Annotated in this window: 26 protein-coding genes; 17 read left to right on the top strand and 9 right to left on the bottom strand. The window is 66.4% G+C overall.

Going from position 1 to position 26057, the window contains the following annotated elements:
* Positions 1 to 99 precede the first annotated feature (99 nt).
* From rarD to GGR46_RS17865, 5 genes are all read left to right on the top strand, one after another.
* Positions 100 to 1008, top strand: a complete 909-nt coding sequence (rarD, locus tag GGR46_RS17845; RefSeq protein WP_183999362.1) for an EamA family transporter RarD — start codon at positions 100 to 102, stop codon at positions 1006 to 1008.
* 211 nt (positions 1009 to 1219) lie between these two features.
* Positions 1220 to 1744 carry an ArsR/SmtB family transcription factor gene (locus GGR46_RS25530; protein ID WP_246426207.1) on the top strand — a complete coding sequence of 175 codons (525 nt, stop codon included), beginning with the start codon at positions 1220 to 1222 and terminating at the stop codon, positions 1742 to 1744.
* A complete protein-coding gene (locus GGR46_RS17855; RefSeq protein WP_183999363.1) occupies positions 1741 to 2136 on the top strand; it encodes a VOC family protein in 396 nt (131 codons plus the stop codon). The genes GGR46_RS25530 and GGR46_RS17855 overlap by 4 nt, the downstream gene beginning before the upstream one ends.
* Complete coding sequence (locus GGR46_RS17860; protein WP_183999364.1) at positions 2133 to 2579, top strand: SRPBCC family protein; 447 nt, start codon at positions 2133 to 2135, stop codon at positions 2577 to 2579. The genes GGR46_RS17855 and GGR46_RS17860 overlap by 4 nt, the downstream gene beginning before the upstream one ends.
* The gene (locus GGR46_RS17865) at positions 2572 to 3111 is read left to right on the top strand and encodes an SRPBCC family protein (RefSeq protein WP_221262846.1); all 540 of its coding nucleotides are present in this window, start codon (positions 2572 to 2574) and stop codon (positions 3109 to 3111) included. The genes GGR46_RS17860 and GGR46_RS17865 overlap by 8 nt, the downstream gene beginning before the upstream one ends.
* A gap of 316 nt (positions 3112 to 3427) precedes the next feature.
* Here GGR46_RS17865 and GGR46_RS17870 read toward each other — a convergent pair whose 3' ends face one another.
* Positions 3428 to 4621 carry an acetyl-CoA C-acyltransferase gene (locus GGR46_RS17870; protein WP_183999365.1) on the bottom strand — a complete coding sequence of 398 codons (1194 nt, stop codon included), beginning with the start codon at positions 4619 to 4621 and terminating at the stop codon, positions 3428 to 3430.
* Positions 4622 to 4721: 100 nt separating this feature from the next.
* Here GGR46_RS17870 and GGR46_RS17875 point away from each other — a divergent pair, with 100 nt between their 5' ends.
* Positions 4722 to 5087, top strand: coding sequence for a DUF427 domain-containing protein (locus GGR46_RS17875; protein ID WP_183999366.1), 366 nt, complete (start codon positions 4722 to 4724; stop codon positions 5085 to 5087).
* Here the strand turns inward: GGR46_RS17875 and GGR46_RS17880 are convergent.
* Genes GGR46_RS17880 through GGR46_RS17900 form a run of 5 tightly spaced genes read right to left on the bottom strand, consistent with a single transcriptional unit; the run spans position 5077 to position 8520 of the window.
* Positions 5077 to 5853 carry a crotonase/enoyl-CoA hydratase family protein gene (locus tag GGR46_RS17880; RefSeq protein ID WP_183999367.1) on the bottom strand — a complete coding sequence of 259 codons (777 nt, stop codon included), beginning with the start codon at positions 5851 to 5853 and terminating at the stop codon, positions 5077 to 5079. The two genes, GGR46_RS17875 and GGR46_RS17880, sit on opposite strands and share 11 nt — an antisense overlap.
* A 37-nt stretch (positions 5854 to 5890) precedes the next feature.
* Complete coding sequence (locus GGR46_RS17885; protein WP_183999368.1) at positions 5891 to 6493, bottom strand: winged helix-turn-helix domain-containing protein; 603 nt, start codon at positions 6491 to 6493, stop codon at positions 5891 to 5893.
* 49 nt (positions 6494 to 6542) lie between these two features.
* Complete coding sequence (locus tag GGR46_RS17890; RefSeq protein ID WP_183999369.1) at positions 6543 to 7421, bottom strand: transposase; 879 nt, start codon at positions 7419 to 7421, stop codon at positions 6543 to 6545.
* Complete coding sequence (locus GGR46_RS17895) at positions 7409 to 8362, bottom strand: hypothetical protein (protein ID WP_183999370.1); 954 nt, start codon at positions 8360 to 8362, stop codon at positions 7409 to 7411. The genes GGR46_RS17890 and GGR46_RS17895 overlap by 13 nt, the downstream gene beginning before the upstream one ends.
* A complete protein-coding gene (locus GGR46_RS17900; RefSeq protein ID WP_183999371.1) occupies positions 8359 to 8520 on the bottom strand; it encodes a hypothetical protein in 162 nt (53 codons plus the stop codon). Before GGR46_RS17900 ends, GGR46_RS17895 begins: the two co-directional genes overlap by 4 nt.
* Before the next feature lie 120 nt (positions 8521 to 8640).
* Between GGR46_RS17900 and GGR46_RS17905 the strand changes: the two genes are divergently transcribed.
* Complete coding sequence (locus GGR46_RS17905) at positions 8641 to 9081, top strand: PaaI family thioesterase (protein ID WP_183999372.1); 441 nt, start codon at positions 8641 to 8643, stop codon at positions 9079 to 9081.
* On the top strand, positions 9081 to 9452 hold the full coding sequence (locus GGR46_RS17910) for a hotdog fold thioesterase (RefSeq protein WP_184000089.1): 372 nt from the start codon (positions 9081 to 9083) through the stop codon (positions 9450 to 9452). Before GGR46_RS17905 ends, GGR46_RS17910 begins: the two co-directional genes overlap by 1 nt.
* 257 nt (positions 9453 to 9709) lie before the next feature.
* On the opposite strand, the gene GGR46_RS17915 is transcribed toward GGR46_RS17910, so the two are convergent.
* Positions 9710 to 10945, bottom strand: coding sequence for a PQQ-dependent sugar dehydrogenase (locus GGR46_RS17915; RefSeq protein WP_183999373.1), 1236 nt, complete (start codon positions 10943 to 10945; stop codon positions 9710 to 9712).
* A 133-nt stretch (positions 10946 to 11078) separates the two neighbouring features.
* Between GGR46_RS17915 and GGR46_RS17920 the strand changes: the two genes are divergently transcribed.
* The 9 genes from GGR46_RS17920 to GGR46_RS17960 all read left to right on the top strand — a co-directional run bounded on the left by GGR46_RS17920 (position 11079) and on the right by GGR46_RS17960 (position 22349).
* Positions 11079 to 13010, top strand: a complete 1932-nt coding sequence (locus tag GGR46_RS17920; protein ID WP_183999374.1) for an alpha/beta hydrolase family protein — start codon at positions 11079 to 11081, stop codon at positions 13008 to 13010.
* Between the two features lie 93 nt (positions 13011 to 13103).
* A complete protein-coding gene (locus tag GGR46_RS17925) occupies positions 13104 to 14984 on the top strand; it encodes an alpha/beta hydrolase family protein (protein WP_183999375.1) in 1881 nt (626 codons plus the stop codon).
* 293 nt (positions 14985 to 15277) lie between these two features.
* Positions 15278 to 15826: a ribosome maturation protein RimP gene (rimP, locus tag GGR46_RS17930; RefSeq protein WP_183999376.1), complete on the top strand. Its 549-nt coding sequence runs from the start codon at positions 15278 to 15280 to the stop codon at positions 15824 to 15826.
* Positions 15826 to 17448, top strand: coding sequence for a transcription termination factor NusA (gene nusA, locus GGR46_RS17935; RefSeq protein WP_183999377.1), 1623 nt, complete (start codon positions 15826 to 15828; stop codon positions 17446 to 17448). Before rimP ends, nusA begins: the two co-directional genes overlap by 1 nt.
* Positions 17448 to 17678, top strand: a complete 231-nt coding sequence (locus GGR46_RS17940; protein WP_183999378.1) for a tautomerase family protein — start codon at positions 17448 to 17450, stop codon at positions 17676 to 17678. The genes nusA and GGR46_RS17940 overlap by 1 nt, the downstream gene beginning before the upstream one ends.
* A gap of 61 nt (positions 17679 to 17739) precedes the next feature.
* Positions 17740 to 18423 carry a DUF448 domain-containing protein gene (locus tag GGR46_RS17945; protein WP_246426208.1) on the top strand — a complete coding sequence of 228 codons (684 nt, stop codon included), beginning with the start codon at positions 17740 to 17742 and terminating at the stop codon, positions 18421 to 18423.
* Between the two features lie 7 nt (positions 18424 to 18430).
* On the top strand, positions 18431 to 21181 hold the full coding sequence (gene infB / locus GGR46_RS17950) for a translation initiation factor IF-2 (protein WP_183999380.1): 2751 nt from the start codon (positions 18431 to 18433) through the stop codon (positions 21179 to 21181).
* Between the two features lie 117 nt (positions 21182 to 21298).
* Positions 21299 to 21706 (top strand): 30S ribosome-binding factor RbfA, encoded by a 408-nt coding sequence (gene rbfA / locus GGR46_RS17955; RefSeq protein WP_183999381.1) that lies wholly within the window; start codon positions 21299 to 21301, stop codon positions 21704 to 21706.
* Between the two features lie 67 nt (positions 21707 to 21773).
* Positions 21774 to 22349 (top strand): thymidine kinase, encoded by a 576-nt coding sequence (locus GGR46_RS17960; RefSeq protein ID WP_183999382.1) that lies wholly within the window; start codon positions 21774 to 21776, stop codon positions 22347 to 22349.
* A gap of 608 nt (positions 22350 to 22957) precedes the next feature.
* On the opposite strand, the gene GGR46_RS17965 is transcribed toward GGR46_RS17960, so the two are convergent.
* Positions 22958 to 23362, bottom strand: a complete 405-nt coding sequence (locus GGR46_RS17965; protein WP_183999383.1) for a hypothetical protein — start codon at positions 23360 to 23362, stop codon at positions 22958 to 22960.
* A 10-nt stretch (positions 23363 to 23372) separates the two neighbouring features.
* Positions 23373 to 26054, bottom strand: a complete 2682-nt coding sequence (locus GGR46_RS17970; protein ID WP_183999384.1) for an RHS repeat-associated core domain-containing protein — start codon at positions 26052 to 26054, stop codon at positions 23373 to 23375.
* Positions 26055 to 26057 lie beyond the last annotated feature (3 nt).

A 26057-nucleotide genomic window follows, 5' to 3' on the forward strand; every position in this document is an offset into this window, starting at 1 on the left:
GCGAACAGCCTAGCGGGGAAGCGTGCCGGTGCAATCGCTTTGCTGGTCCAAAGCGGCGCTTGCTTGCGCGCGCGGACCGGGCCGCGCATGGGAGGCGGCATGACCAGCCCTACCGCAACTGCGCGCGCCCCCGGCAATCGGGGTCTCGTGCTCGCCATCGGCGCCTATGGCATCTGGGGCGTGCTGCCGCTCTATTTCCATGTTCTGGCGCATGTGCCGGCGCTGCAGATCCTCGCGCACCGCGTCGTCTGGTCGGTGCTGTTCCTCGGCGTGCTGGTCTTCGCACTGGGCCGGGCTGGCGACATCTGGCGCGCGGCGCGGGGCCGCACGCTCCTGTTGCTCTGCGCCAGCGCCGCGCTGATCGCGATCAACTGGTTCGTCTATATCTGGTCGGTCGAGACCGGCCATGTGCTGGAAGCCAGCCTCGGCTATTTCATCAATCCGCTGGTCAATGTCGCGCTCGGCATGCTCGTGCTCGGCGAGCGGCTGCGGCGCTGGCAGGGCGTCGCGATCGCCGTGGCGGGCGCCGGCGTGCTGGCGATGGCGGTGAGCGGCGGCGGCGCCATCCTGATCTCGCTCTCGCTCGCCTTCAGCTTCGGGTTCTACGGGCTGGTCCGCAAGGTGGTGGCGATCGATTCGCTGGGTGGGCTGACCGTCGAGACGCTGCTGCTCGTGCCGCTTGCCGCCGTGTGGCTGTTCTACACCACGGGGCAGGGGACCAGCGGCTTCGGCGTCTCGGCGGGGCAGAACGCGCTGCTCCTCGCCGCCGGGGTGATCACCGCCACGCCGCTGCTGATGTTCGCCGCGGCCGCTCGGCTGCTGCCGCTGTCGATGATGGGGCTGCTCCAGTACATCGCGCCGACGATCCAGTTCCTGGTTGCGCTGATGCTCGGCGAGCCGCTGCGGCCGATCCATATGATCGCCTTCCCGCTGATCTGGGTCGGCTGCGCGCTCTATGCCTGGGACAGCATCCGCGCTGCCCGCGCACCGGTGCCGGCGGAGGCGTAGATCCCCTGTCCCGTCATCCCCGCGAAGGCGGGGATCCAGGGTGGTTCGGGGAAGCGGCGCAGTTGAACGCACGCCCATCGGAGAAACTGCGGCCAACCCCGTGCGCCTTGCCCGTGGCTCCGGAGCCACGCCTTTGCGGGAATGACGAGGGAAGGTGCCGCTCCGTCCGGAACATGCTTCAAATGTACCATTTGTCTGATGGGGTGCCCGTATGGCCGACTCCACCAGATCCCGCGTCACGCCCGAATCCCGCGCCACGGCGGAAGCTGCCCGCGATGCCTATTTCGCGCGTGAGCGAGTCAACGGATTCAAGCTTTCTTCGCCAGACCCACGCAAATCTCCCGAAAATTATTCAACCGATCGGTTGACTATTCCGCCGGCTCGCCCGATATTAAACCACATGGTTGAATATCGCCTCGACGCCACCTTCCACGCCCTTTCCGACCCGACCCGGCGCGGAATGCTTGCGCATCTCTCGCTGGGGGAGAAGTCCATCGGCGAGCTGGCCGAGCCCTTCGCGATGACCTTTGCCGGGGCCGCCAAGCATGTGAAGGTGCTCGAGGGTGCGGGCCTCGTCGCCCGTCGCAAGGTGGGACGCAGCTATATGTGCGCCTTGAAGCCCGCTCCGCTCGCCGAGGCCGAACGGTGGCTGAAGCAGTGGGAGAAGTTCTGGACCGTCCGCCTCGACGCGCTCGAAGCGCTCATCGCCGCGGACCAGAAGGAGACCCGTTCATGACCCAGGCCACGCCCTTCCTGATGTTCCAGGGCGGCAAGGGCCAGGCCGCGCTCGATTTCTGGATCGAGACCGTGCCCGGCAGCCGCATCGAGTCGGTCGAGCGCTTCGGCCCCGATGGCCCGGGGCCCGAGGGAACGATCATCCGCGCCCATGCGGTGATCGCCGGCCAGAAGGTGATGGTGCATGACAGCTTCCTCACCCATGGCTTCGACTTCACGCCGTCCTGGTCCTTCTTCCTCGATGTTGCGGACCGGGCGGAATTCGACCGGCTGTTCGATGCGCTGTCCGAGGATGGCGGCGTGCTGATGCCGCCGGACAATTATGGCTGGAGCACGCGCTTCGGCTGGGCGAGCGACAGGTTCGGCGTCTCCTGGCAGGTCAATCTGGCATGAGCGCGCCGGTGATCCTCACCGTCACCCGCGAATTCGCGGCGAGCCCGGAGCGCGTGTTCGACGCCTGGCTCGATCCGAAGGACGCTGCCCGTTTCCTCTTCGCCACGCCGGACGGCGAGATGCTGGCCTGCGAGATCGACCCCCGGGTCGGCGGGCATGGGCGGATCGTCGAACGGCGCGCCTCGGGCGATGCCCATCACCGCATCGCGTTCGAGGCGATCGAGCGTCCCCGCCGACTCGTCTTCCGCTTCTCGGCCGATCCGGCGGAGGACGGGGAATGGACCCGTGTCGCGATCGACATCGTCCCCACGCATAGGGGCTGCACGCTCACCCTCACCCATGAAATGGACCCCGCCTGGGCAAGCTATGAGGACCAGACCCGCAAGGGCTGGACGATGATCCTCGAAAGCCTGGGCCGCATCACGGAGAAGCAAGATGGCTGAAGATACGCTGGTTGCCGATACGATCACCCCGCAGATGCTCCGCTTCGAGCGCGACCTCGCCGCGCCGATCGAGACGGTGTGGCAATATCTGGTCGATCCCGAACTGCGCGCTCGCTGGTTCATGGGCGGCCCGACCGATCCGTGCGTCGGCGGCAAGCTGGGCATGACCTTCGCCCATCAGAACCTGTCCGACGGCGATGTGCCCAATCCGGAGCGCTATGCGAAGAACCAGGGCAAGAGCTGGTCCGAGGACATCCTCCAGATCGAGCCGCCGCACCTGCTCGCCTTCACCTGGGACAATGGCGAGGCCGGCGAAGTGAAGATCGAGCTCTTCGCCTTCGCACCGGACCGCACCCGCCTCGTCCTTACGCATAGCCGTCTGCGCGGCGCGGCGGACGCCCGCAGTTTCGGCGGCGGCTGGGGCGCGCATCTCGAAGTGCTGCAGAAGCGCCTCGCCGGCGAGCGCGTGGAGAATTTCTGGGACCTGCATGCCGAGGCCGAGAAGCGCGCGATCGACGCAGTCGGGCTCTAAGCTTCCGTACCCAAACCGTCTCACCTCATACCCGTCATCCCGGCGAAAGCCGGGATCTCAGGCGACTCCTTCCCCGCGCCCCGGCTTCTGCCGGGATGACGGTTGCAATGTAGGATTTCGCCTGCTTGGCTACCTGGCCGGGCTTAAAGTCCGGCCGCTCTTTGCCCTGTAGGAACAATAGGATCAGTTGCACGCAAGCAAGTTGCGAGATGCGGTGCGTTTGCCCGAAAAGTGTCAACTTAGGCGCTGCGAAAACCCGCTCCTGGCGTGAACTTGGGGAACTTTGGCGAGTCGGTGCCGCGCGCGGCGTAGGAAATCAGGGAATCTCGAACAGCCCCGCCGCGCCCATGCCGCCGGCGGTGCACATCGATACGACGACATAGCGCACCCCGCGCTTGCGCCCCTCGATCAGCGCGTGGCCCACCAGCCGCGATCCGCTCATCCCGAAGGGGTGGCCGATCGCGATGGCGCCGCCATTGACGTTGAACCGGTCGGGATCGATGCCCAGCGTGTCGCGGCAATAGAGGCACTGGCTGGCGAAGGCCTCGTTGATCTCCCACAGGCCGATGTCCGCCACCGTCAGGCCGGCGCGCCTGAGCAGCTTGGGCACTGCGAAGACCGGGCCGATCCCCATCTCCTCGGGCTCGCAGCCCGCGACCTGGAAGCCGCGATAGATGCCGAGGATGTCCTTGCCCTCGGCCTCGGCGGCGGCGCGGTCCATCAGGATCTGCGCGGCGGCGCCGTCGGAGAGCTGGCTGGCATTGCCGGCGGTGACGTGATGGCCTTGCTGGACGAACTGGCCGTCCTTCCACACCGGCTTCAGCCCGGCGAGCACCTCGGCGGTGGTGCCGGCGCGGATGCCTTCGTCCTGGGCGACGGTCACCGTCTCGCTGCCGGTGCGGTTGCCTTCCTTGTCGAACAGCGCCTTGGTCACGGTGATCGGCGCGATCTCCTCGGCGAAGGCGCCGTTCGCCAGGCCGGCGGCGGCGCGCTGCTGGCTCGCAGCGGCGAAGGCGTCCTGGGCCTCGCGGCTGATGCCATAGCGCTCGGCGACGATCTCGGCGGTCTCGATCATCGGGATGTACGCGGCCGGTACCTTCTCGGTCACCGACTGGTTCACGTAGCGTGGGGCATTCTTCATCGTCAGGCTGATCGATTCCATGCCGCCGGCCAGTGCGACATCGATCTCGTCGGTCATGATCGATCGGGCGGCGAGGGCGATCGCGGTGAGGCCCGATCCGCATTTCCGGTCGAGGCTGAAGGCGGGAACGCTATGGGGAAGGCCGGCGGCGAACAGCGCCATCCGCGCCATGTTGCCGCCCTGCGTGCCCCATTGGTTGCCCATGCCGTAGAACACGTCGTCGATCCGCGCCGGATCGATGCCGGCGCGTTCCACCGCTGCGTTCATCACATGCGCGGCGAGCACCGGCGCCTCGGTGTCGTTGAAATAGCCGCGGCCCGCCTTGCCGATACCGGTACGTGCAGTCGATACGATCACGGCTTCGCGCATTTCGGCGTCCCTCTCGGTTTTTAGAGGATGCGGTATGGCGGTCGATCGGCGTGATTGCAATGGCCCCGCGCCGCCCCATATCCCCGGACGGAGGTAGCGCATGGCAAGCAGGCAGATACTGGTTCCGGGGCCCGATCATCCGATCACGGTCACGCCCTCGACGGCGCATGTCGTGGTGCGCGCGGGCGGCAGGGTGATCGCCGATACGAAGCGTGCGCTGGAGCTGCGCGAGGCCAGCTATCCGCCGGTCTTCTACATCCCGCGCGAGGATGCCGAGATGGCGCTGCTCGAGCGGACCGACCATGCCAGCTATTGCCCGTACAAGGGCGAGGCATCCTATTTTTCGGTCGCCGATGGCGCAGCGAACGCGGTGTGGAGCTATGAGGCGCCGTACGAGGCGGTCGCGGCGATCCGCGACCACCTCGCCTTCTATCCCGACCGGGTGGAGATCGAGGTCAGTCGCTGAAGGTCGGCGGGCGCTTCTGCATGTTCGCCATCACGGCCTCGATCTGGTTGGTCGTGCGGAGAAGAGCGGCCTGTTCGCGGCTCTCGGCGAGCAGAGTCTCGCCGGCGTCGGCCTCGAGATTGGCGAGCCGCTTGGCGGCGCGGATCGCATGGGGGTTCCGGCCGGCGATTGCCCGGGCCAGCGCCATCGCTTCGGCATGCGGATCGTGCGCGATGTTCGTCACGAATCCCAGTCGCTGCCCTTCCTCGGCATCGAATTCCCGGGCGGTATAGGCCAGCTCGCGCAGCGCATCGTCGCGGACATTGCTGCGCCACAGCGCATAGCCGGCCATGTCGGGCACGATGCCCCATTTCATCTCCATCACCGACAACCGCGTTCCGGGTGCGGCGATCCGGATGTCGGCGCCGCTGGCGATCTGCAGCCCGCCGCCGAACGCCACGCCGTGCACCGCGGCGATCACCGGCACCGGCAGCGTCCGCCAGCCCCAGGCGACCGCCTGGAAGTCATTCGCCAACCCCTGGGTTCGCGCCATCAGGTCGGTGCCCGAGCCGGCCGAGGCCATGCTCGCCATGTCGAGCCCGGCGCAGAAGCCTCGCCCCTCGCCGGAGAGCACCACGGCGCGCAGCCCCGCCTCCTGCTCCAGCCGGCTGATGGCGGCGATGATCCCGGCGAACATCGCCGGGTCGAGCGCGTTCAGCTTGTCCGGCCGTGCCAGCCGCACATCGGCGACGCCTTCGCTGATCTGGATCGTGACGCGCTCTTCCATGCCTGCTCTCCCAATTTGCGCACAGAATAACGCGCAATCACGCCACGCAAAGCCGGTAGCCGCGACCCTTGTCGGTGCGCAGCATCGGCGCCGCGAAACCCCGGTCGAGCTTGGCGCGCAGTCGGGAGACATGCACCTCGACGACGTTGGTGCCCGGATCGAAGCCGAGCCCCCACACGGCGGCGAGCAGCTCCAAGCGCCCCGCCGGCCGCTCGCCCTGGCGGATCAGATGGAGCAGCAGGGCATATTCGCGGGGCAGCAGTGGCAGGATGCGGCCGGCGCGGGTCACCCGTCGCTCGACCGGATCGATGCGCAGCTCGCCAAGCACGATCTCGGGTCGAGGGCGGACGCGTGCCGCGAGGCGGGCGGCGATCTCCTCCGGGCCGGCGGCGGGAAGGACCACATCGTCGGCGCCGGCATCGAGTGCCTGGGCAATGCTGCCGTCCATATCGGCGAGGATGAGCAATAGCGGACCGTGCCAACCCTGTGCGCGGATGGTCGCGACCTGCTCGGCACGGCCCGTGAACAGTGCCACCTTTGCCTCTACGCCAGGAGCGAAGGGTACGAGGCCCAGCCCGCGCGCTGCGGCGGCACGGGCTAGGTCCGGCAGGTCAACGGCACAGGCGACGGGAACGGTCACGGCCCCGAGGCTAGCGGTGATCTCTCCGTATCGGTGGCAACCATGTCCGTTATGGAGTCAGTCGGGCCCGGGCATGGCCTGAAACGAAGCGGTCGGGATCATCGACTGCCCGGGCGAGCAGTGCTGGCGCCTGGTCGGGCAGTGCCGAGGCGAGCGCGTCGAGCGCAGTCACCCGCATCCGGGGGCAGGGATGATGGCGGGCGAAGTGTTCGGCCAGGTCGAGCCCGTTGCCGACATGGACCGCGATCGCGACGAGGGCCTCCGCCGCGGTCACCGTCAGTCCCGCAGCGATCGTGCCGCGGCTGATGTCGAAGCGATACTGGTCGAGCCAGGGTTGGGCGGGATCGGCGCCGAGGAGGTTGAGCGACACCGACATGCTGTCGGGCGGCAGCTGGACATGGATGTCGCGCCGCATCCGGTAGAGCATCAGCTTGCCCGGATCGAGCCGGGCGCGCTCGACGAAGCGAAGCCCGGCATCCTCGCCGGGCAGTCCCGTCAGCGAGGTCGCTTCATATTCGTAATAGTCGCTCCAATAGCCTGGTCCGAGGTAACCATAAGTAATAAAAGGGAAGTTGTGATCGTGCGGCAGGTCGTAGAAGAACGCCGCAGGTCCGCTGGCACGAGTGATCGGGTCCTCGCGTGCCGGCCAGAAATTGGCGCGCAGCACATAGCGGCCGTTGGGCGGGCGGAGCAGGAAGACCTGGGCGCCATAGCCGTTGCCGACATGCTGCGCGGCGCAGCGCGTCTTGAGCTCCTCGATCGCCAGCTCGGCGAGGAAATCCGGGTTGCGCCCCAGTCGGGCAAGCAACGGCCCCCAGCTGGCGAAGGCGTCCTCGTCCCGGGCATCGACGGGATAGGCATCGAGCGTCTCGACCAGCTCGTCGAGCCCGATCGCGCCACCGGCGCCTGGATCGATCAGGCGGGGCATGGCGTCTCCAGTCGGGGGCGAACCACCGCCAGCGTCCGCGCCGCGGCCTCGCGGATATCCCGATGCGGATCGCTCGCAGCCATCGCCTCCAGTCGGGGAAGGGCGGCGCGGGCATCGAGCCCCAGCCATTCGCGCATCGCCGCCCAGCGCAGATGGAAGGCCGGGTCGCCCGTCGCTTCCGCGAAGCGCGGCCCGGCATCTGCGCGCCCGGCCAGGCGGAGAAAGGCGAGCAGCATCTCGGTGCGCGAGGCCCGGTCGTCGCCGCTCGCGATCCGGAGCAGCCGGCCATCGGCGACGGCATGTTCGCGCATCAGCGGCGCGGTACCGGCGGGAATCGTCGCGACCAGGGTGACGATGTCGCTCCGCGCTTCGGAGAGCAGCTGCGCCTCATGCCCTCCGTCGGTCGCGATGACATCGCCATCGGCGAGCAGGAGCGCCTCGATCTCGCAGCAGGGCGGTGCGGTCGCCGCGCTGAAATCGGGGCCCGCCGGCTCTGTCCGCCAGCGCCGCAAGCGGGCGCCGCCGGCGCGCGCATAGCGGGTCACCACCATCCGGCCCGAGAAGGTCAGCGCGCGGGGCGCTGGCAGCCGCCGCATCGCCACCGCGCTGGTCACGCAGGCGGAGAGCGCCATTGCCGGGCATTCGAACAGCACCGCGCCGATCCTCAGGCCGTCCCGGCTTGCCCGGAAAGGAGGCTCGAACAGCGGATCCCCGGCGAGCGCTTCGACCAGCGGCTGGAGCAGTGCCGCGGCCCAGTCTGCCTTTTCGAGCAACTGCGTCGCACGTGCCAGGGCCTCGGCCGCATCGTCCGCCGGACAATCGGCGAAACGGGCGGCCAGCCCGCGATAGGCCTCTCCACTCCGCCACCCCCGGATCGTGTCGCCCGCCGCGGCGCGTGCGGTGAGGATCGCGGCGCGAGTCTCCGCGTCTATCCCGTTCATGCGAAGCCGGGCGCGATCTCGTAGATCAGGATGGCGATGCCGACGATCAGCTCGAACATGTCGTCGATATCGGCGATGCTCGCGCCCAGCGTGCCATGCATCGCCACATTGGTGCCGAGATCGGCGATCTCGCCCGGATCGATCGCTATCAATGCCATTGCGTCCCCCTTTTCGTTGAAATCGAGGGAAACCTGGGCGGGCGGACGAAGTGGTGCATCTTACAAGGATGTAATTGCCACCATTTGCGTGCTTTCCACAGGCAGGCTAGGGCCGGGTCCATGAGCCAAGCGGCCCCTTCCGGCTTCGATCCGCAACTCTTCTTCGGCCTGCGCTATGCCAGCCACGGCACGCGGCTCGGCGTCGGCTATCGCACCCATGGCCCGGACTGGGCCGAGCTCGAGCTGCCCTATCGCGAGGACCTGATCGGCGACCCTGCCTCGGGCGTGCTCGCCTCCGGGCCGATCCTGGCGCTGATGGACATGGCCACCGCCGTCTCGGTCTGGCTGCGCGCCGGCGCCTTCGTGCCCCAGGCGACGCTCGACCTGCGCATCGACTATCTCCGCCCCGCCACCCCGGGCCGCACGGTGATCGGCCGGGGCGAGTGCTACCGCCTCACGCGATCGATCGCCTTCGTCCGCGGCCAGGCGCATGATGGCAATCCCGAGGATCCGATCGCCCATGTCGCCGGCACCTTCATGGCGACGGAGGGATATCGGTGATCCTGCCCCCCTATGCGGAGCTCCTGGGCCTCACCGTCGAGCCGGGCGAGGATGCGCCGGTGCTGGTGATGCCCTTCGGCCCCGACGTGCTCGGCCGGCCCGGTTTCCTGCACGGCGGCGCGATCGGCGGCCTGCTCGAGATGGCCGCGGTCGGCGCGCTGTGGCAGGCGCTCGGTACCGACGAGACCCAGGTCAAGCCGATCAACCTGACCGTCGACTATATGCGCGGCGGCCGCGACAAGCCGACGCGCGCGCGGGGCATCGTCACCCGGCTCGGCACCCGCGTCGCCAATGTCGAGGCGATGGCCTGGCAGGACGAGCCCGACAAGCCGATCGCCGCGGCGCGGATGAATTACCTGATCCTGCGCTAGGGCCGGCCGGCATTCGGAAACCCGGTTGCCGACGGGGCCGATTCGGGGCCGGCGCGGGCCGCGGAAGTTTACGAAGTTTATGCTACGCGGCCCCTGTTTTCCCTTCCCGCGCGCGATAGCGCGGCAAAGGTGTGCGGCAGGGAAAGGGAAGCAGGCTTGCATCCACCAGCATGGAGCAGGCGAAATCCTACATTGCAAGCGCGGGGCTGCTTACCTGGGCGCATCGTTCCCCGGCTTTCGCCGGGGAACAGTAGAACTCACTGCTTCGGGGTGAGCTTGAACAGCCGCCCATTGCTGGCGCCGGCATCCTCGAGCAGCCACACCGCGCCGTCCGGCCCCTGGACCACGTCGCGGATGCGCATGCCGAGATTCCATTGCTCGGCCTTGCTCGCCTTGTCGCCGTTCAGCGCGACGCGGATCAGCCCCTCGCCGGAAAGTGCGCCGATCAGCAGCGAGCCCTTCCATTTCGGGAACAGGCTGCCCGAATAATAGGCCATGCCGCCCGGCGAGATCGACGGGTTCCAGAAGACCTTGGGCGCCTCATAGCCATCGCCCGCCGCATGATCGGGGATCGGCGTGCCGTCGTAATTGTCGCCGTTGGAGACGTTGGGCCAGCCATAGTTCCTGCCCTTGACGATCAGGTTGACCTCGTCGCCGCCCTTGGGCCCCATCTCATTCTCCCAGAGCCGGCCGGTAGCGTCGAACACCAGGCCATAGGGATTGCGATGGCCGAGACTCCAGGTCTCGGACGGCACGAGGTTGGCGCCCTGAACCGTCTCGGTGCGGCTCGGCGCGGTCTTCGCGATCTCGGTATTCCGGGGCGGATCGGTGACGGTAACGGTCGGGGTGCCGGTCTTGCCGGCCCAGGGATTGCCCGGCGCGGGCTTGCCGTCGAGCGTCAGGTGGAGAATCTTGCCGAGCGCCTGGTTGGGGTCCTGCGCCGGGGTGAAGCGCTGGCGCTCGCCCGAGGTGAGGTACAGCGACTTGCCGTCGGGCGCGAAGGCGATGATCGCGCCGAACTGGCCGCCCTTGCCGTCCGATCCGGCCCGCCACAGCACCTGCGGGTTGGTGAGCGCCGGCGTCGCGCCATCGACGAAGGTGGCGCGTGCCATCGCCAGGCTCGAGCCGTTGGGGCGCGGCTCGGCATAGGTGTAGTAGACCAGCTTGCTCTTCGCGAAATCGGGCGCGGGGATCACGTCGAGCAGACCGCCCTGGCCCTGGAAGACGACATCGACATTGGCGATGGTCTGCGATTGCTTGCCGTCCGCCGAGACGAGCAGGATCTTGCCCGCCTTCTCGGTCACCAGCATGCGGCCATCGGGCAGGAAGGCCATCGCCCAGGGCGTGTCGAAATCGGCGACCTGGGTGAGGGTGAAGGGCGGCGTGCCGTCGGCGGGCGCGGTCGGCTGTTGCTGGGCCGAGGCGCCGGAGCCGGTATTGCAGGCGGCGAGCAGTGCGAGCGCGGGCAGCGCCAGGCGGATATGCGATTGCATGCGATGACCCTTCTCAATTCTCGCGGTGCCAACGCATCGGATATGCGCCGGCTCCGCGTCATGATGTTGGTGGCAATTCTGCTTGCAACCGAGGCTCCTGCCAAGGGATGCTGACGGGAAAGGGGGCAGGATCATGGGGCGGAAGGCTTTGTGGGCGATGGGGGTCGCCTGGGCAATGGCGCTGGCCGGCGCGGCTTCGGCGACAGATCCCGAGCGCCCGGTGCCGAGTGCCGCCGATTTCGGGGCGCGGCCGATCCTGATCAATCCGGTACTCTCGCCCAATGGCGCGATCGTCGCCTCGGAGGCGCGGCGATTGGACAAGCAGGTGATCATGCTGGCCGACCTCGACCCCACCAAGCCGGACGGCACCCATATCGTTGCGCTCCCCGAGAATTTCGACATACGCTGGGTACGCTGGGCAGGGAACGACAAGATCCTGGTGAGCGTGCTCGGCACCACCAAATTCTATGGTGTCGACCTGCCGATCACGCGGCTGATGCTGATCGACGCCCATTCCAGCGCGACGCATTATGTCGGCCTCAAGGAGCAGGGGATATTCGGCGACGACGTGCTCTATGTCGATCCGGCCGGCGCCTATCTGCTGCTCAGCACCCAATCCAGCATCTTCGATCCGCCGGCAGTCTACCGGATCGACCTGGCCAGCTTCCAGCCGGAGCGGATCGTCAAGGCGCAGGGCGGCGTGTGGAACTGGTATGCCGACGACAAGGGCGTGGTTCGCACCGGCGTGGGCGGGGAAGGCAAGAAATGGTGGGTGCTCTACCGCGATCGGGCCGACCAGGAATTCGAACGTACCAGGCGGCGCGAATATGACGAGGACGATATCGGCGTCGACAAGTTCCTGCCGCTGGGTGGCAGCGACACCGGCTATGCGATGGCGGCAGGCAAGAGCGGGCGTTTCGGCCTCTACAAATACGACTTCCGCAACGATGTGATCGGCGAGCAGGTCTATGAGAATCCCGAGGTCGATATCGACGATTTCGATCTGAAGGACGGCAAGCTCACCGCCGTCTATTTCACCAACGACCGCCCCCAGGTCGAATGGTTCGATCCCGAGCTGAAGAAGCTCCAGGCCCGCCTCGATCGCGCCTTGCCCGGCCATGCCAACCGGGTGATCTCGCGCAGCGCCGACAATATGCGGCTGCTGATCCTCAGCGCTTCGGCCGACGATCCGGGCACCATCTATCTCTATGATCGCAGGACCAACGAACTGTCGCCCTTTGCCGGGCTCTACCAGCCGCTGATCGGCAAGCGCCTCGCGCCGATGGAGCCGATCCGGTACCAGGCGCGCGACGGGCTCGAGATCCGCGGCTACCTCACCTTGCCGCCGGGCCGGGGCGACAGGAATCTGCCGCTGGTGGTGATGCCGCATGGCGGCCCGTTCGTGCGCGACAGCTGGGGCTATGATCCCCAGGTCCAGTATCTGGCGAGCAAGGGCTATGCGGTACTCCAGCCCAATTATCGCGGCTCGACGGGCTTTGGCAGGAGCTTCGTCGAGAAGGGCAGCGGCCAGTTCGGGCGCGGCATGCAGGACGATGTCGACGACGGGGTGAAGTGGCTGGCGGGCAAGGGTACCGTGGATGCGAAGCGGGTCTGCATCATGGGCGCTTCCTATGGCGGCTATGCCGCGATGCTGGCGGCGGCGCGCAACCCGGAACTCTATCGCTGCGCGATCAGCTTCGCCGGCCTGTCCGACGTCCCGGCGCAGCTGCGCTACGACCGCAAGTCGTTCACCGCGAGCCGCTATTTCCGCAACTGGCGCGACAGGGTGCGCGGTGACAAGGATTTCGAGCTCGATTCGATCTCGCCGCTGCGGATGGCCGAGAAGATGACCGTGCCGATCCTGATCGCGCACGGCACCAAGGACAGCACCGTGCCCGTCGCCCAGTCGCAAAAAATGCACGATGCGCTGCTCAAGCTGAAGCGGCCGCACGAGTTCGTCCTCTACAAGGACGAGGGGCATGGCTTCGGCGATCCCGCCAACGCCACCGACTTCCTGAACCGGGTCGGCAAGTTCCTCGACGCGCACAACCCCGCGGGGTCATAACGCTGGCGTTTCAATAAGTTGCGCAAATCTACGGTATTGCGCAATTTTCGTTCTTTCCCCATCCTTGCCCACGGAATCGGGTGGGGTTTTCTGTTGGCTTATCTTCCCTGGGCACGTGCCGCCGCACTGGCGGGCATCCTCGCATTTTCGACACCGGTTCGGGCCGATCCCGAGCCGAACGTACCGACTGCCGCCGAGCTGCTCGCGCCGCCGGCGATCGAGGAGCCCCAGCTTTCGCCCGACGGCGCCAGCATCGCCGCGCGGATCGCACCGCGGGGCCGGCTCGCGCTGTTCGATCCCGCCCGGCCCGATCTTGCCCCGCACCCGATCGCGCTGCCGCGGGGCGAGCGGCTCGCATGGTATGTCTGGCTGGCGCCCGGCCGGCTGCTCGCCAGCCTCTATCGTGACGGTGCCGTGCCGATGACCCGGCTGGTCGAGATCGCCACCGGCAACGGCCAGGTCGCGCAACTCGGCCAGGTCCGTCCCGCGGGCGCCGGCGAGGAACTGCTCCATATCGATCGCAAGGCCGGCTTCCTGCTGCTCAAGGGGCAGGACCGCCGCCACGACACGCCCGCCGTTTGGCGCGTCGATCTCGCCACCGGCATCCGGACGCTCGAGGTCGCCGCGCAGGCGCATGTCCGCGACTGGGTGGTCGACGGTGCCGGGGTGGTCCGCGCCGGCATGGGAGAGAAGGGCGACAAGTCCTTCCTGGTCTATCGCCGCGGCGAGGGCGACCGGTTCAGCCGGGGTGAGGGTGCCGCCGATCCCGACATCGCCCAGTTCGCGCCGGTGCAGGGCAGCGACCAGGGCTATGCGCTGGCCGAAGCGCCCTCGGGCCGCATCGCGCTCTACGGCTATGACTTCCGGCGCGGCCGGCTCGGCGCGCTGGTCTATGAGAATGGTAGGGCCGATCTCGACGGGTTCGAGCTGGACCCGGACGGCAGGCCCGCCGGTGTCGCCTATACCGACGATCGCGACCGGATGCTGTGGTTCGACGGTACCGCGCGCGGCCGCCAGGCGGCGATCGATACGGTGCTGCCGGGGCGCACCAACCGCATCGTATCGGCGAGCGACGACCGGGCCCGGCTGCTCGTCTACAGCGCCACGGCGAGCGATCCCGGCACCTATTATCTTTTCGAGGGCGGCCAGGCCCGGCGGATCGCGGCGATCAACCCGGCGCTGGAGGGCAGGAGACTCGCGGCGGTGACGAGCATCGCCTATGCGGCGCGCGACGGGCTGATGATCCAGGGCTATCTGACCTTGCCCGCCGGACGCGATGCTCGCGACCTGCCGCTGATCGTGATGCCGCATGGCGGTCCCTTCGCCCGCGACGGCTGGGACTATGATCCCTGGGTCCAGTATCTTGCCGGCAAGGGCTATGCGGTGCTCCAGCCCAATTATCGCGGCTCGACCGGATTCGGCCGGGCGATGACCGCGCGCGGCGATGGCGAATGGGGTCGTGGCATGCAGGATGACGTCGACGACGGGGTCGCCTGGCTGGCGAAGCGCGGCACGATCGATGCGAAGCGGGTGTGCATCATGGGCGCCTCCTATGGCGGCTATGCGGCGATGTGGGCGGCGGCGCGCGACAAGCACCTCTATCGCTGCGCGATCAGCTATGCCGGCATTTCCGACGTGCGCGCGCAGCTCGACTATGACCACAGGACCTTCGACGAACGAGGCTTCCGCGCGTGGCGGAACCGTATCCAGGGCCGCGCGCCCTCGCTCGAATCGCTTTCGCCGGTGACCTTTGCCGCCGGGCTGACCATGCCGATCCTGATCGCCCATGGCAGCGCCGACCAGACCGTGCCGGTCGACCAGTCCGAGCGGATGCACGATGCGCTGACCCGGCTCGGCAAGCCGCATGATTTCGTCGTCTATCCGGGCGAGGATCACACGATGCACGATCCGGCGAACGAGGCGGACTTCCTGGGCCGGGTGGGGGCGTTCCTCGACGCGCACAATCCGGGCTGACGTGACTTAAATCCTCCCAGAGCTTGCTGGGGGAGGGGGACCGCCGGCGAAGCCGGTGGTGGAGGGGCGCGCCGGGCACCGGCGCGTTGCGCCGGCCCCTCCACCATTCGCTGCGCGAATGGTCCCCCTCCCCGAGGCAAGCTCGGGGAGGATTTTGTTGGAGTCCAACCCCCTTGCCCACACCCCGGCAAGTGCGTATATCGCACGTGCTTTCTCGACATCGTCAAACATGCCGAGGTCGGGGCCCGCAGGGCTCCGGCGCCGAAGCTGCTTGACCATATCCGGAGTCCCGCGTGGCGAATATTGCCGACCTCACCAAGCTGATCGAACCCGAAGCCCAGGCGCTCGGGCTCGTGCTGGTGCGCGTGAAGATGTTCGGCGGCACCAGCGATCCGACGCTGCAGGTGATGGCCGAGCGCCCGGACACGCGGCAGCTCACCATCGACGATTGCGCCGACCTGTCGCGCCGCATCTCCGATGTGTTCGACGCGCTGGAAGAGGCGGGCAAGGACCCGTTCGACCACGCTTATCGCCTGGAAGTCAGCTCGCCCGGTATCGACCGCCCGCTGACCCGCGCGCAGGATTTCGAGGACTGGAAGGGCCATGAGGCGCGCCTCAACCTGGTCGAACCGCTCGAGGACGGGCGCAAGCAGCTCACCGGCGACCTGATCGGCGCCGAGGGCGACCTGATCTCGATCGACGTCCGCAAGTACAAGGTGGTCAGCGTTCCGTTCGGCGCCATCGCCGACGCCAAGCTGCTGATGACCGACAAGCTCATTGCCGCAACCGTGCCGCTCTCCGCAGAGGGCGCCGAAGAATACGAAGCAGAGGAAAACGACTGATGGCCACTGCCATTTCCGCCAACAAGGCCGAGCTGCTCGCCATCGCCGATTCGGTCGCGAAGGAGAAGCTGATCGACAAGGCCATCGTCATCGAGGCGATGGAAGACGCGATCCAGCGCGCCGCGAAGAACCGTTATGGCGTCGAGAACGACATCCGCGCCAAGCTCGATCCGAACACCGGTGACCTGCGCCTGTGGCGCGTCGTCGAAGTGGTCGAGGCGGTCGACGATTATTTCAAGCAGGTCGACGTCGCCCAGGCGCAGAAGCTCCAGAAGGGCGCGGCCGTCGGCGACTATATCGTCGATCCGCTGCCTCCGATCGAGTTCGGCCGCATCCAGGCCCAGGCCTCGAAGCAGATCATCTTCCAGAAGGTCCGCGACGCCGAGCGCGAGCGCCAGCACGAAGAGTTCAAGGACCGCGTCAACGAGATCATCACCGGCGTGGTGAAGCGCGTCGAGTTCGGTCACGTCGTGGTCGACCTGGGCCGCGCCGAAGGCGTGATCCGTCGCGACCAGCAGATCCCGCGCGAAGTGGTTCGCGTCGGCGATCGCGTCCGCTCGATCATCCTCAATGTCCGCCGCGAGAACCGCGGGCCGCAGATCTTCCTGAGCCGGGCGCACCCCGAGTTCATGAAGAAGCTGTTCGCGCAGGAAGTGCCCGAGATCTACGACGGCATCATCGAGATCAAGGCCGCCGCCCGCGATCCGGGTTCGCGCGCCAAGATCGGCGTCATCAGCCATGACAGCTCGATCGATCCGGTCGGCGCCTGCGTCGGCATGAAGGGCTCGCGCGTCCAGGCCGTCGTGCAGGAGATGCAGGGCGAGAAGATCGACATCATCCCCTGGTCGCCCGACACCGCGACCTTCGTCGTCAACGCGCTGCAGCCGGCGAACGTCAGCCGCGTCGTGATCGACGAGGAAGAGGACCGTATCGAAGTCGTCGTTCCCGACGATCAGCTCAGCCTCGCCATCGGTCGCCGCGGCCAGAATGTGCGCCTGGCCTCGCAGCTGACCGCCAAGGCGATCGACATCCTCACCGAGACCGACGCCAGCGAGAAGCGCCAGCAGGAGTTCGTCCAGAACTCCGAGACCTTCCAGAACGAGCTCGACGTCGACGAGACGCTGGCCCAGCTGCTGGTCGCCGAAGGCTTTTCGAGCCTCGAGGAAGTCGCCTATGTCGAGCTCGACGAGATCGCTTCGATCGAAGGCTTTGACGAGGAGCTCGGCCAGGAGCTGCAGAGCCGTGCGCAGGAAGCGCTCGAGCGCCGCGAGGAAGCCAATCGCCAGCAGCGCCGCGACCTGGGCGTCGAGGACGACCTCGCCACCATGCCGTATCTGACCGAAGCGATGCTGGTCACGCTCGGCAAGGCGGGCATCCGCACGCTCGACGACCTGGCGGACCTCGCCACCGACGAGCTGGTGCAGAAGAAGCGCGCCGAGCCGCGCCGCCGCAACGAGGACGCCCCGAAGCGCGAGCAGGACAAGGGCGGGATCCTCGCCGAGTACGGCCTGAGCGACGAGCAGGGCAACGAGATCATCATGGCCGCCCGCGCGCACTGGTTCGCGGACGAGGATGCGGCCGGTGAAGCGGCGGCGGTTGCGCCGGCGGAGGACGAAGCCTGATGCCATTCATCGACATCCGCCTGGCTGGCCCGGCCTCCCGCGAGCAGAAGGCTGGCATCGTCGCCGATGTCACGGCCTCGATGGTCGCGCGCCTGGGCAAGCCGGCGGCTGCGGTTCAGGTCAACATCACCGAGCTTTCGCTCGAGAATTACGGTGCGGGCGGACAGCTGATCGCTGACCGCAATGCCGCACCGGTGCAGGGAGACGCGCATGCGGAACCCTCGCAATGATACCGCTTCGGTAAAGGCCAAAGGGACCACTCCTTCCGCGACGCGGGAGGAGAAGGATCCCATGCGCACCTGCGTGCTGTCGCGTGAGGAAGCTCCGCGCGACGGGCTGATTCGTCTCGCGCTCTCGCCGGACGGCGAAGTGCTGCCCGATGTCCGTGCCAAGGCGCCGGGCCGCGGGGCCTGGATCGGCGTGACGCGGGCGGAGCTCGAAGCTTCGGGCAAGAAGCTCAAGGGCGTGCTCGCCCGCGCCTTCAAGGGCGCCGAGCTGCGCATCCCCGAGGATCTCGGCGCGCGGATCGAGGAGCAGTTGCAGCGCAACGCGCTCGACCGGCTGGGCCTCGAGTTCAAGGCCGGCAACATCGCGATCGGCGGCGACCGCATCCAGGAAGCCGGGCGCAGCGGCCGACTCCACCTGCTGCTCCACGCGAGCGACGCGAGCGAGGACGGGGCGCGCAAGCTCGCCCAGGCCTGGCGCGTCGGCCTCGATGAAGAAGGAAGCGGGCGCAAGGGCTTAACATTGCCGATCCCGCGCACCATATTGTCCTTGGCGCTAGGCCGCGAAAATGTGGTACATGCCGGCCTGACCGACGCCAAAGCAGCCGCCCGAACGCGCGAAGCGCTCGATCGGTGGCTGCACTTTATCGGACCCGATTCCACCTCCCGCCCTTGCGAAACCGCTTCGCAAGGCGCATCGGCGCTTCCGTCGGAAGCGTCTGACGACGAACGACAGACTGAAGGACTTTAGGCAGCGCATGAGCGACACCGACAACGAAAAGCCGAAACTGGGCATGCGCGCGCCGCTGGGGATCAAGCGCACGGTCGAGACGGGCAAAGTGAAGCAGAGCTTCAGCCATGGCCGTTCGAACACGGTCATCGTCGAGACCAAGAAGGCACGCGTGTTCCGCAAGCCGGGCGAAGGTCCGGCGGAAGGCCCGATCTCTGCGCCCGAGCCGCAGGTCGCTGCCCCCGCGCAGCCGGCCCCGCCGCCTCCGCCGCCCGCCCCGCGCCCGCCCGTCTCGAACGAGTCGGCGCAGGAGCGCCAGACGCGTCTGCTGCGCGAAGCCGACGAGCAGCGCATGAACGCGCTTGAGGAAGCGCGCCGTCGTGAGGAGCGCGAGCGTGCCGACGCAGCAGAGGCCGAAGCGCGTCGCGTCGAGGAGAAGGCACGCGCCGAGGCGGAAGCCGCCAAGGCGCCGCCGGCGCCCGAGCCGACGCCTGCTCCGGCCCCCGTGCCCGCACCGGTTCCGGAAGCGCCCAAGGTGGAGGCCGCCGCTCCTGCGCCTGCGCCCAAGCCTGTACCGGCTCCGGCCCCCGCGCCCACTCCGGCTCCGCCGCCGGCCCCGGTCGCGCTGCAGCTCGATCCGAGCCGCCCCGCGCCGCGCCTGTTCACGCCGGTGCAGCGTCCCGAGATTCCCAAGCCGCAGCCCAAGCCCGAGCCCAAGCCGGAGGCAGCTGCCCCGGCTTCGGCTCCGGCTCCGACCCAGGCTGCACGTCCCGCCGGTGCCGGTGCGCCCGCATCGCGTCCCGCCCCGGCGGGCGGTGCGCCGGTGCGCCGTGGCCCCGAGCCTGCGCGTCCGCAGCAGCGTGACCGCAAGGGCGACGATCGCCGCCAGTCGGGCAAGCTCACCGTCAATCGCGCCCTGGGCGGCGAGGATGGTGCCCGCGCCCGTTCGCTGGCCGCGCTGAAGCGTGCCCGCGAGAAGGAGCATCGTCGTTCGTACGGTGGTTCGTCGGCGCCGCGCGAGAAGCAGGTCCGCGACGTGGTCGTCCCCGAGGCGATCACCGTGCAGGAACTCGCCAACCGTATGGCCGAGAAGGGCGCCGACCTGGTGAAGGCGCTGTTCAAGATGGGCATGCCGGTCACCGTCAACCAGACGATCGACCAGGACACCGCCGAGCTGCTCGTGACCGAATTCGGCCACAACCTGCAGCGCGTCAGTGAGAGCGACGTCGATCTGGACGTGGCCGAGGCCGATGCCGAGGACACGCTGCAGCCGCGCGCGCCGGTCGTGACGATCATGGGTCACGTCGACCACGGCAAGACCTCGCTGCTCGATGCCCTGCGCGGCACCGATGTGGTGAAGGGCGAAGCCGGCGGCATCACCCAGCACATCGGCGCCTATCAGGTCACGCTGAAGGACAAGTCGAAGATCACCTTCCTCGACACGCCGGGCCACGAGGCGTTCACCCAGATGCGCGCCCGCGGTGCCGACATCACCGACATCGTCGTGCTGGTGGTCGCCGCGAATGACGGCCTGATGCCGCAGACGATCGAGGCGATCAATCACACCAAGGCGGCCGGCGTGCCGATGATCGTGGCGATCAACAAGGTCGACCTCGACAGCGCCAACCCGCAGCGCGTGCGCGAGCGTCTGCTCGAGCACGAGGTGATCGTCGAAGAGATGGGCGGCGAGACGCAGGACGTCGAAGTCTCGGCGCTCAAGAAGATCGGCCTCGACGCCCTGATCGAGAAGATCCAGATCCAGGCCGAACTGCTCGACCTCAAGGCCAATCCGGACCGCGAGGCCGAAGGCACGGTGATCGAGGCGAAGCTCGACAAGGGCCGCGGCCCGGTCGCCACCGTCCTGGTCAACCGCGGTACGCTGAAGGTCGGCGACGTGTTCGTCGTCGGCGCCGAGAGCGGCAAGGTCCGCGCGCTGGTCAACGACAAGGGCCAGCAGGTCAAGGAAGCCGGTCCTTCGGTTCCGGTCGAGATCCTCGGTCTCTCCGGCGTGCCGATGGCGGGTGACCCGCTCCAGGTCGTCGAGAACGAGGCGCGTGCCCGCGAAGTCGCCGAGTACCGCTCGGGCGTTGCGCTCCAGAAGCGCACGACCAACGCGCCGGCCAGCCTCGAGAGCATGTTCTCGGCGCTCAAGGAAAAGCAGGCGATGGAATATCCGCTGGTCGTCAAGGCGGATACCCAGGGCACGGTCGAGGCGATCGTCGCGGCGATCAACAAGATCAGCACCGACGACATCAAGGCGCGCGTGCTGCACGCCGGCGTCGGCGGCATCACCGAGAGCGACGTGTCGCTCGCCGGTGCCGCGGGTGCCCCGATCATCGGCTTCAACGTCCGTCCGAACGCCAAGGCGCGCGAGATCGCCGAGCGCAACAAGGTCGCGTTCAAATATTATGACGTGATCTACGACCTGACCGACGAGATCCGCGCCGGCATGGCCGGCCAGCTTGGTCCGGAAGCGTTCGAAACCGTCGTCGGCCGCGCCGAGATCAAGGAAGTCTTCTCGGCGGGCAAGCACGGCAAGGCAGCCGGCCTGCTGGTCACCGAGGGTGCGATCCGCAAGGCGCTCAAGGCGCGCATCACGCGCAACGACGTCATCATCTACCAGGGCGAGATCGCCTCGCTGCGCCGCTTCAAGGACGACGTCCCCGAAGTGCGTGCCGGCCTGGAATGCGGTGTCACGTTCAGCCAGAACTTCGTGGACATCAAGGCGGGCGACTATCTCGAGACCTTCGAAGTCGAGATGCGCGAGCGCACGCTGTAATTACCTCTCCCTCTCTCCGCTTGCGGGGAGAGGGCTGGGGAGAGGGGGCAGTCGAGGGCGCATTGCACTTGCCCCTCTCCCCGGCCCTCTCCCCTGGAGGGGAGAGGGAGAAGAGATATGAAGACCACGACCACCACCGAAGAACGCTCCGTCCGCCTGCTGCGCGTCGGCGAGCAGGTGCGCCACGTGCTGAGCGAGATCCTCCAGCGCGGCGACGTGCATGACGAGGTGCTCGCCAAGCACATGGTCTCGATCACCGAAGTGCGCATGTCGCCCGACCTGCGTCACGCGACGGTGTTCGTGAAGCCGCTGCTCGGCAAGGACGAGGAAGTGGTGATCAAGGCGCTGCGCACCAACACCGCCTATCTCCAGCGCGAAGTCGCCAATCGGGTGAAGATGAAATACGCGGCCAAGCTCAAGTTCCTGGCGGACGAGAGCTTCGACGAGGGCAGCCATATCGACAAGCTGCTCCGCGATCCCAAGGTGGCCCAGGATCTGGGCGACGAGGATGGCGCCGGGGAGTGAGCCCGCGTCCACAGGATTAAGCGGGCGCGGTGATTGACCGCGTGCCGCCGCCGGGCGCAGATCGCGCATGGCCAAGCTCTATTTCTACTATGCCTCGATGAACGCGGGGAAATCGACCACGCTGCTGCAGGCCGATTTCAACTATCGCGAACGCGGCATGCGCACGCTACTGTTCACCGCGGGCATCCATGACCGGGGCGGCAAGGGCGTGATCGATTCGCGGCTGGGCATCAGCGCCACCGCCGTCCCCTTCGAGGAGGTGACCGACCTGCGCCGCGTCGCCGAGGACGAGCATTACAAGTCGCCGCTCGCCTGCATCCTGGTCGACGAGGCGCAGTTCCTCTCCCCCGTCCAGGTCCGCCAGCTCGCCCATCTCGCCGACGAAGTGGGCATCCCGGTGCTCTGCTACGGCCTGCGCACCGATTTCCAGGGGGCCTTGTTCCCCGGCTCGGCCGAGCTGCTCGCGCTCGCCGACTCGCTGGTCGAGATCAAGTCGGTCTGCGAATGCGGGCGCAAGGCGACGATGAACCTGCGCGTCGATGCCGAGGGCAATGCCGTGCGCCAGGGCGAGCAGCGCGAAGTGGGCGGGAACGAGCGCTATGTGGCCCTGTGCCGCCGGCATTTCATGCAGCGCACGGCCTGATGCTTCAACACGATCCCCGCAGTTGAACTGAAAGGCCGCAACTCTCGTCCGGGTTGCAGGCGAGGGCCTGGTGGAAACCTGATTGATGACTGCGACAGGTGCTCATCAGCAATCAAGTCTCATCCGAGTCTGGATTCCCGGCCTTGTTTTCCGGATCTTCTCGGGCCAGTCCCAATGTGCCCGCGTATTGCAGCGGAAAGCCCGGGCAGGCCCGGCTATCAGCTCTGGTGCGGTCCGCCCTCGCCTATCGGCATCGTGCCGGTACAGGGCACGACGGCGGGCAACCCGCTACAATCAGTATGATGTTCCTCGCGCTGGAAATCATGGCCCTGCAGCGTCGGTTTGCGCAGATGAACGACGAGGTTGGCGCCCATTGTTAGCATTCAGCAACGATCAGCTCATGGCGCTGTTGAAGGCCTTATCCGCCGGCTAATCGCAGGTACCGTCCGATCGGGCTCGATCAGGCGGACGAGATCCGGATGGCGGCCCGGTTTGATCATGATGTGAGTCGCGATTTCCTACTTGTTCAGTGCCAAGCGCGAACTGAGGTGTTGGCCAAACCGCAGAAAGCGGTTCATGCTATCGCCCCATTTGGTAGCAGGCCGCCGTCACCTCGCGGTTCCTTCCTGCCCAAGATCTGGGCGCGCAATCAGCCAAAATACGGCAGCAACTGCTCCTCCTGCCAGAACCATCACCCCAATGAGCGGATACAGAGAGGAGAGGGGTTGCGATGTCTTACTATTATGAAATGGAACTATAATCACAAGTAAAATTGGAATAATGGCCGACATAATGCCAGAAATCGTGTAAATAAGAAGGCTTCGTTTCTTGCATCGAATTAGAAACAGGTGAAGTGGAACGCCAACAAAGATGGCAGCAATATACGATACAATCGATATGCCTTGCGCGGCCCACACGCCCTCCCAGAATCCTCCCTGAGAAATAGCAATAAAAAACACGATCAATCCAGGGATGGCTGGAGCAATCAAAAATCCCCTGAGCATAGAATTCATGATGGCCCTCCTAGCAAGCTCCCGGGTGTGATACACAACGATCCCATTTTGGCGCAGGAACGGGCGGGGGTCTCATGCTCGGTGAGGTCCATACGTCATTAATCAATCCTGAGACCCATGAATCCTTGGATTGCAAAAATCCATTACCCTCGCCGTAATTTCTTATTGTCGAGGTGCCATTGGTATTCGCGGTTACATCTCGCACGACGATCCCGTTGCCAAGTGGATGTCCCGGCATGGTCACATTGACCACTACCATATTGCCGGTGGTCTTATTTTCTACCGAGAATGACGTCACTGGGCTCGATTTTATCCAAGACGTGCCTGTAGGAGATGCATCGTTCGGTGTACCCTGAGGAGTGGCCGGAGATGGCGTTCCGGGCGTAGGATTATTCTTCACCCATTCTCGAGTTTGTGCCGCATTAAGAGGTGAGGCATTGGGTTTCTCATAGGTGTGGTAATCTCTGGCCTTCGGGTCGGTATTTTGGAAGCCTGATGGAGTCTTGAATGTCACGTCATATTTTCCAGTAGAGACGCAATGGGTACTACCGTTACTGGAATTATCACATTCTGTTCCAGTCGGGTCTCGCCCATTGATTGGATCATTCCCGACATATGCGTACAGATTGACCTGATCCTCATATCCGATCGGGTCGGTCTGCAGGAAACGTCCGAGCGTCGGCGAGTAGATGCGGGCCTTGTAGTAGTACATGCCCAGCTCGGGGATCCAGGCCTGGCCGGTGTACTGGAAGCGCCCGCTATTGCCGCTGGCGGGGATGCCATATTCGTCATAGCTGTTCACCGCGACGCGGTTGCCGCTCCCGTCGGCCAGCGCGACGATCGAGCCCTGATGATCCGCGAGCAAGTAGCCTGGATATAGGCTGGTGCCGTCGAATTCGACCAGTGGATCATCCTCGCCGTCCGCAGCGCCATGGACATAGCGCTTCAGCAGATTACCCGATCCATCATATTCAGCTGTGAGCGCATCGCCGTCATAGAGGAAGCGGGTATCGCTGACGCCACCGCGGTAGACCTGGTACAGGCGCCCAAGCGGATCGTAGACGAGGGCAACGCCCGCCGAACTCGCTACCAGCCGGTTCTCGGCGTCATAGGCGTAGTTGGTGCTGCCATCGGAGATCAGATTGCCGTTCGCATCATAGGCGAATGCGGCGCCACCCGCGCCCGTATATTGATTGAGCCCGTTGGCCGCATAGTTGCGATCGACATTGACGTGGCCGGTGAAGCGATAATCGTCATTGTCCCGCGCGCGGCTGACGATCTGGTTCGCCGGATTATAGGCCAATGTCGTCGTGACATTGCCACCGCTCAAGTAGCTCTGCCCATAGCTCGTCAAACGCGAAATGCCGTCGTAACCGTAGTTCGTCCCTACCGCCCAGTCCCATATATAGTTGTTCCAGCGATAGAGTGACGATACTCGGCCGGCAGAATCATAGGGCGGATAAAAAAGCCGGACTGTTCCATCAAGATCGGCATAATAGAGTCGGTCTAGGCCATCCCGGTAATAGTTGGCGGAATGGCCGTCGGGATGCGTCACCCGAACGCGGTTGCCATTGGCATCATATTGATAGCCCAGGCTGCGGCTCACCCCGCCCATGCTGGTGGTGCTCGAGGCCTGCCGCCCGAACCCGTCCCAGCCGCTCAGCACCGCATCGCCGCCGCTCGCGCTGTCGAAGCGCGCGGCGGTCTGCAGCCCTCGCAGATCGTAGCTGTAATAGACATCGCGCACCGAACTGGCGCTCACGCTGGTGCAGGCATAGCCGGCAACGCAAGCGTCCGGCACGATCTTCGATGTCATCCGGTTGAGCGCATCGAAAGCGAAGGCGAAGCTGCGCGCGTCGCGCTTGCGGAAGCTCGTCCGGTTGCCATTGGCGTCATAGCCATAGGCTTCATAGTCGTTGGTATTGACCGCGCCCGAAGTCGCCAGCGCATTGGCCGGGGTCGAGCCGTCATAGCTGCCGGGCGTGCTGGTCGAGGGGAATTGCCACTGCACCTGGCGATCATGGCCGTCATAGGTCAGCCGCGCCTTGTTGCCATTGGCATCGACGACATATTCCTGCTTGCCGTTCGTCGTATAGCTGTAGGTGACATAGGCCTGCTCCCGGCCCGTACCCACTGCCTTGCGCACCTGCAGCAGCTGGCCGGCGGCATCGTAGATGTTGCGCGTGATCCGGTCCGCACCCTGGCTGCCCTGTGTCCCCAACGTGCAGGCGCTTGCGGGCAGCGAGCCGAATGCTGCCGGGTTCATCCGCACCGCCGTGCATTCCAGCCTCCCGAATGCGTCGTAGCTGTACTGGGTCAGCTGATAGATCGCCCCCGCCGCGCCTTCGCGAACCTGTTCGACCAGCTTGCGGTCCATTGCGTCATAGGTCGTCTCTGCCGTTTGCTGGACCGTGAAGCCCGACCAGGCGGATGGGGCGATGGCTTCGGATTGCCAGCCGGAAAGCTCACCCTTCTCGACTTTCACCAGCCGCCCAGCAGCATCGTAGCTGTTGCGTACCGCTGGATGATGCAGCGACCCTGAGCCGTCCGGGTCCGGCGCGATCGTGCCGGTCACCCGGCGCTCGGTGTCATAGCGCGTCGCGCTGGTGAAATCGGACGGTGAAGCCTGGGCGAAGGCCGCGGCCGGCACCAGAGTCGAGGAGGCCAGCAGCCCCAGCAAAATGCGGTTCATGCC

The organism is Sphingomonas kyeonggiensis, from assembly GCF_014196745.1.
GTDB lineage: Bacteria > Pseudomonadota > Alphaproteobacteria > Sphingomonadales > Sphingomonadaceae > Sphingomonas > Sphingomonas kyeonggiensis.

Excerpts from the sequence above, each read along its gene's own strand:
- rarD (WP_183999362.1), top strand. The coding sequence starts at position 100 with ATGACCAGCCCTACCGCAACTGCGCGCGCCCCCGGCAATCGGGGTCTC.
- GGR46_RS25530 (WP_246426207.1), top strand. The coding sequence starts at position 1,220 with ATGGCCGACTCCACCAGATCCCGCGTCACGCCCGAATCCCGCGCCACG.
- GGR46_RS17855 (WP_183999363.1), top strand. The coding sequence starts at position 1,741 with ATGACCCAGGCCACGCCCTTCCTGATGTTCCAGGGCGGCAAGGGCCAG.
- GGR46_RS17860 (WP_183999364.1), top strand. The coding sequence starts at position 2,133 with ATGAGCGCGCCGGTGATCCTCACCGTCACCCGCGAATTCGCGGCGAGC.
- GGR46_RS17865 (WP_221262846.1), top strand. The coding sequence starts at position 2,572 with ATGGCTGAAGATACGCTGGTTGCCGATACGATCACCCCGCAGATGCTC.
- GGR46_RS17870 (WP_183999365.1), bottom strand. The coding sequence starts at position 4,621 with ATGCGCGAAGCCGTGATCGTATCGACTGCACGTACCGGTATCGGCAAG.
- GGR46_RS17875 (WP_183999366.1), top strand. The coding sequence starts at position 4,722 with ATGGCAAGCAGGCAGATACTGGTTCCGGGGCCCGATCATCCGATCACG.
- GGR46_RS17880 (WP_183999367.1), bottom strand. The coding sequence starts at position 5,853 with ATGGAAGAGCGCGTCACGATCCAGATCAGCGAAGGCGTCGCCGATGTG.
- GGR46_RS17890 (WP_183999369.1), bottom strand. The coding sequence starts at position 7,421 with ATGCCCCGCCTGATCGATCCAGGCGCCGGTGGCGCGATCGGGCTCGAC.
- GGR46_RS17895 (WP_183999370.1), bottom strand. The coding sequence starts at position 8,362 with ATGAACGGGATAGACGCGGAGACTCGCGCCGCGATCCTCACCGCACGC.
- GGR46_RS17900 (WP_183999371.1), bottom strand. The coding sequence starts at position 8,520 with ATGGCATTGATAGCGATCGATCCGGGCGAGATCGCCGATCTCGGCACC.
- GGR46_RS17905 (WP_183999372.1), top strand. The coding sequence starts at position 8,641 with ATGAGCCAAGCGGCCCCTTCCGGCTTCGATCCGCAACTCTTCTTCGGC.
- GGR46_RS17915 (WP_183999373.1), bottom strand. The coding sequence starts at position 10,945 with ATGCAATCGCATATCCGCCTGGCGCTGCCCGCGCTCGCACTGCTCGCC.
- GGR46_RS17920 (WP_183999374.1), top strand. The coding sequence starts at position 11,079 with ATGGGGCGGAAGGCTTTGTGGGCGATGGGGGTCGCCTGGGCAATGGCG.
- nusA (WP_183999377.1), top strand. The coding sequence starts at position 15,826 with ATGGCCACTGCCATTTCCGCCAACAAGGCCGAGCTGCTCGCCATCGCC.
- GGR46_RS17940 (WP_183999378.1), top strand. The coding sequence starts at position 17,448 with ATGCCATTCATCGACATCCGCCTGGCTGGCCCGGCCTCCCGCGAGCAG.
- GGR46_RS17945 (WP_246426208.1), top strand. The coding sequence starts at position 17,740 with ATGCGCACCTGCGTGCTGTCGCGTGAGGAAGCTCCGCGCGACGGGCTG.
- infB (WP_183999380.1), top strand. The coding sequence starts at position 18,431 with ATGAGCGACACCGACAACGAAAAGCCGAAACTGGGCATGCGCGCGCCG.
- rbfA (WP_183999381.1), top strand. The coding sequence starts at position 21,299 with ATGAAGACCACGACCACCACCGAAGAACGCTCCGTCCGCCTGCTGCGC.
- GGR46_RS17960 (WP_183999382.1), top strand. The coding sequence starts at position 21,774 with ATGGCCAAGCTCTATTTCTACTATGCCTCGATGAACGCGGGGAAATCG.
- GGR46_RS17965 (WP_183999383.1), bottom strand. The coding sequence starts at position 23,362 with ATGAATTCTATGCTCAGGGGATTTTTGATTGCTCCAGCCATCCCTGGA.
- GGR46_RS17970 (WP_183999384.1), bottom strand. The coding sequence starts at position 26,054 with ATGAACCGCATTTTGCTGGGGCTGCTGGCCTCCTCGACTCTGGTGCCG.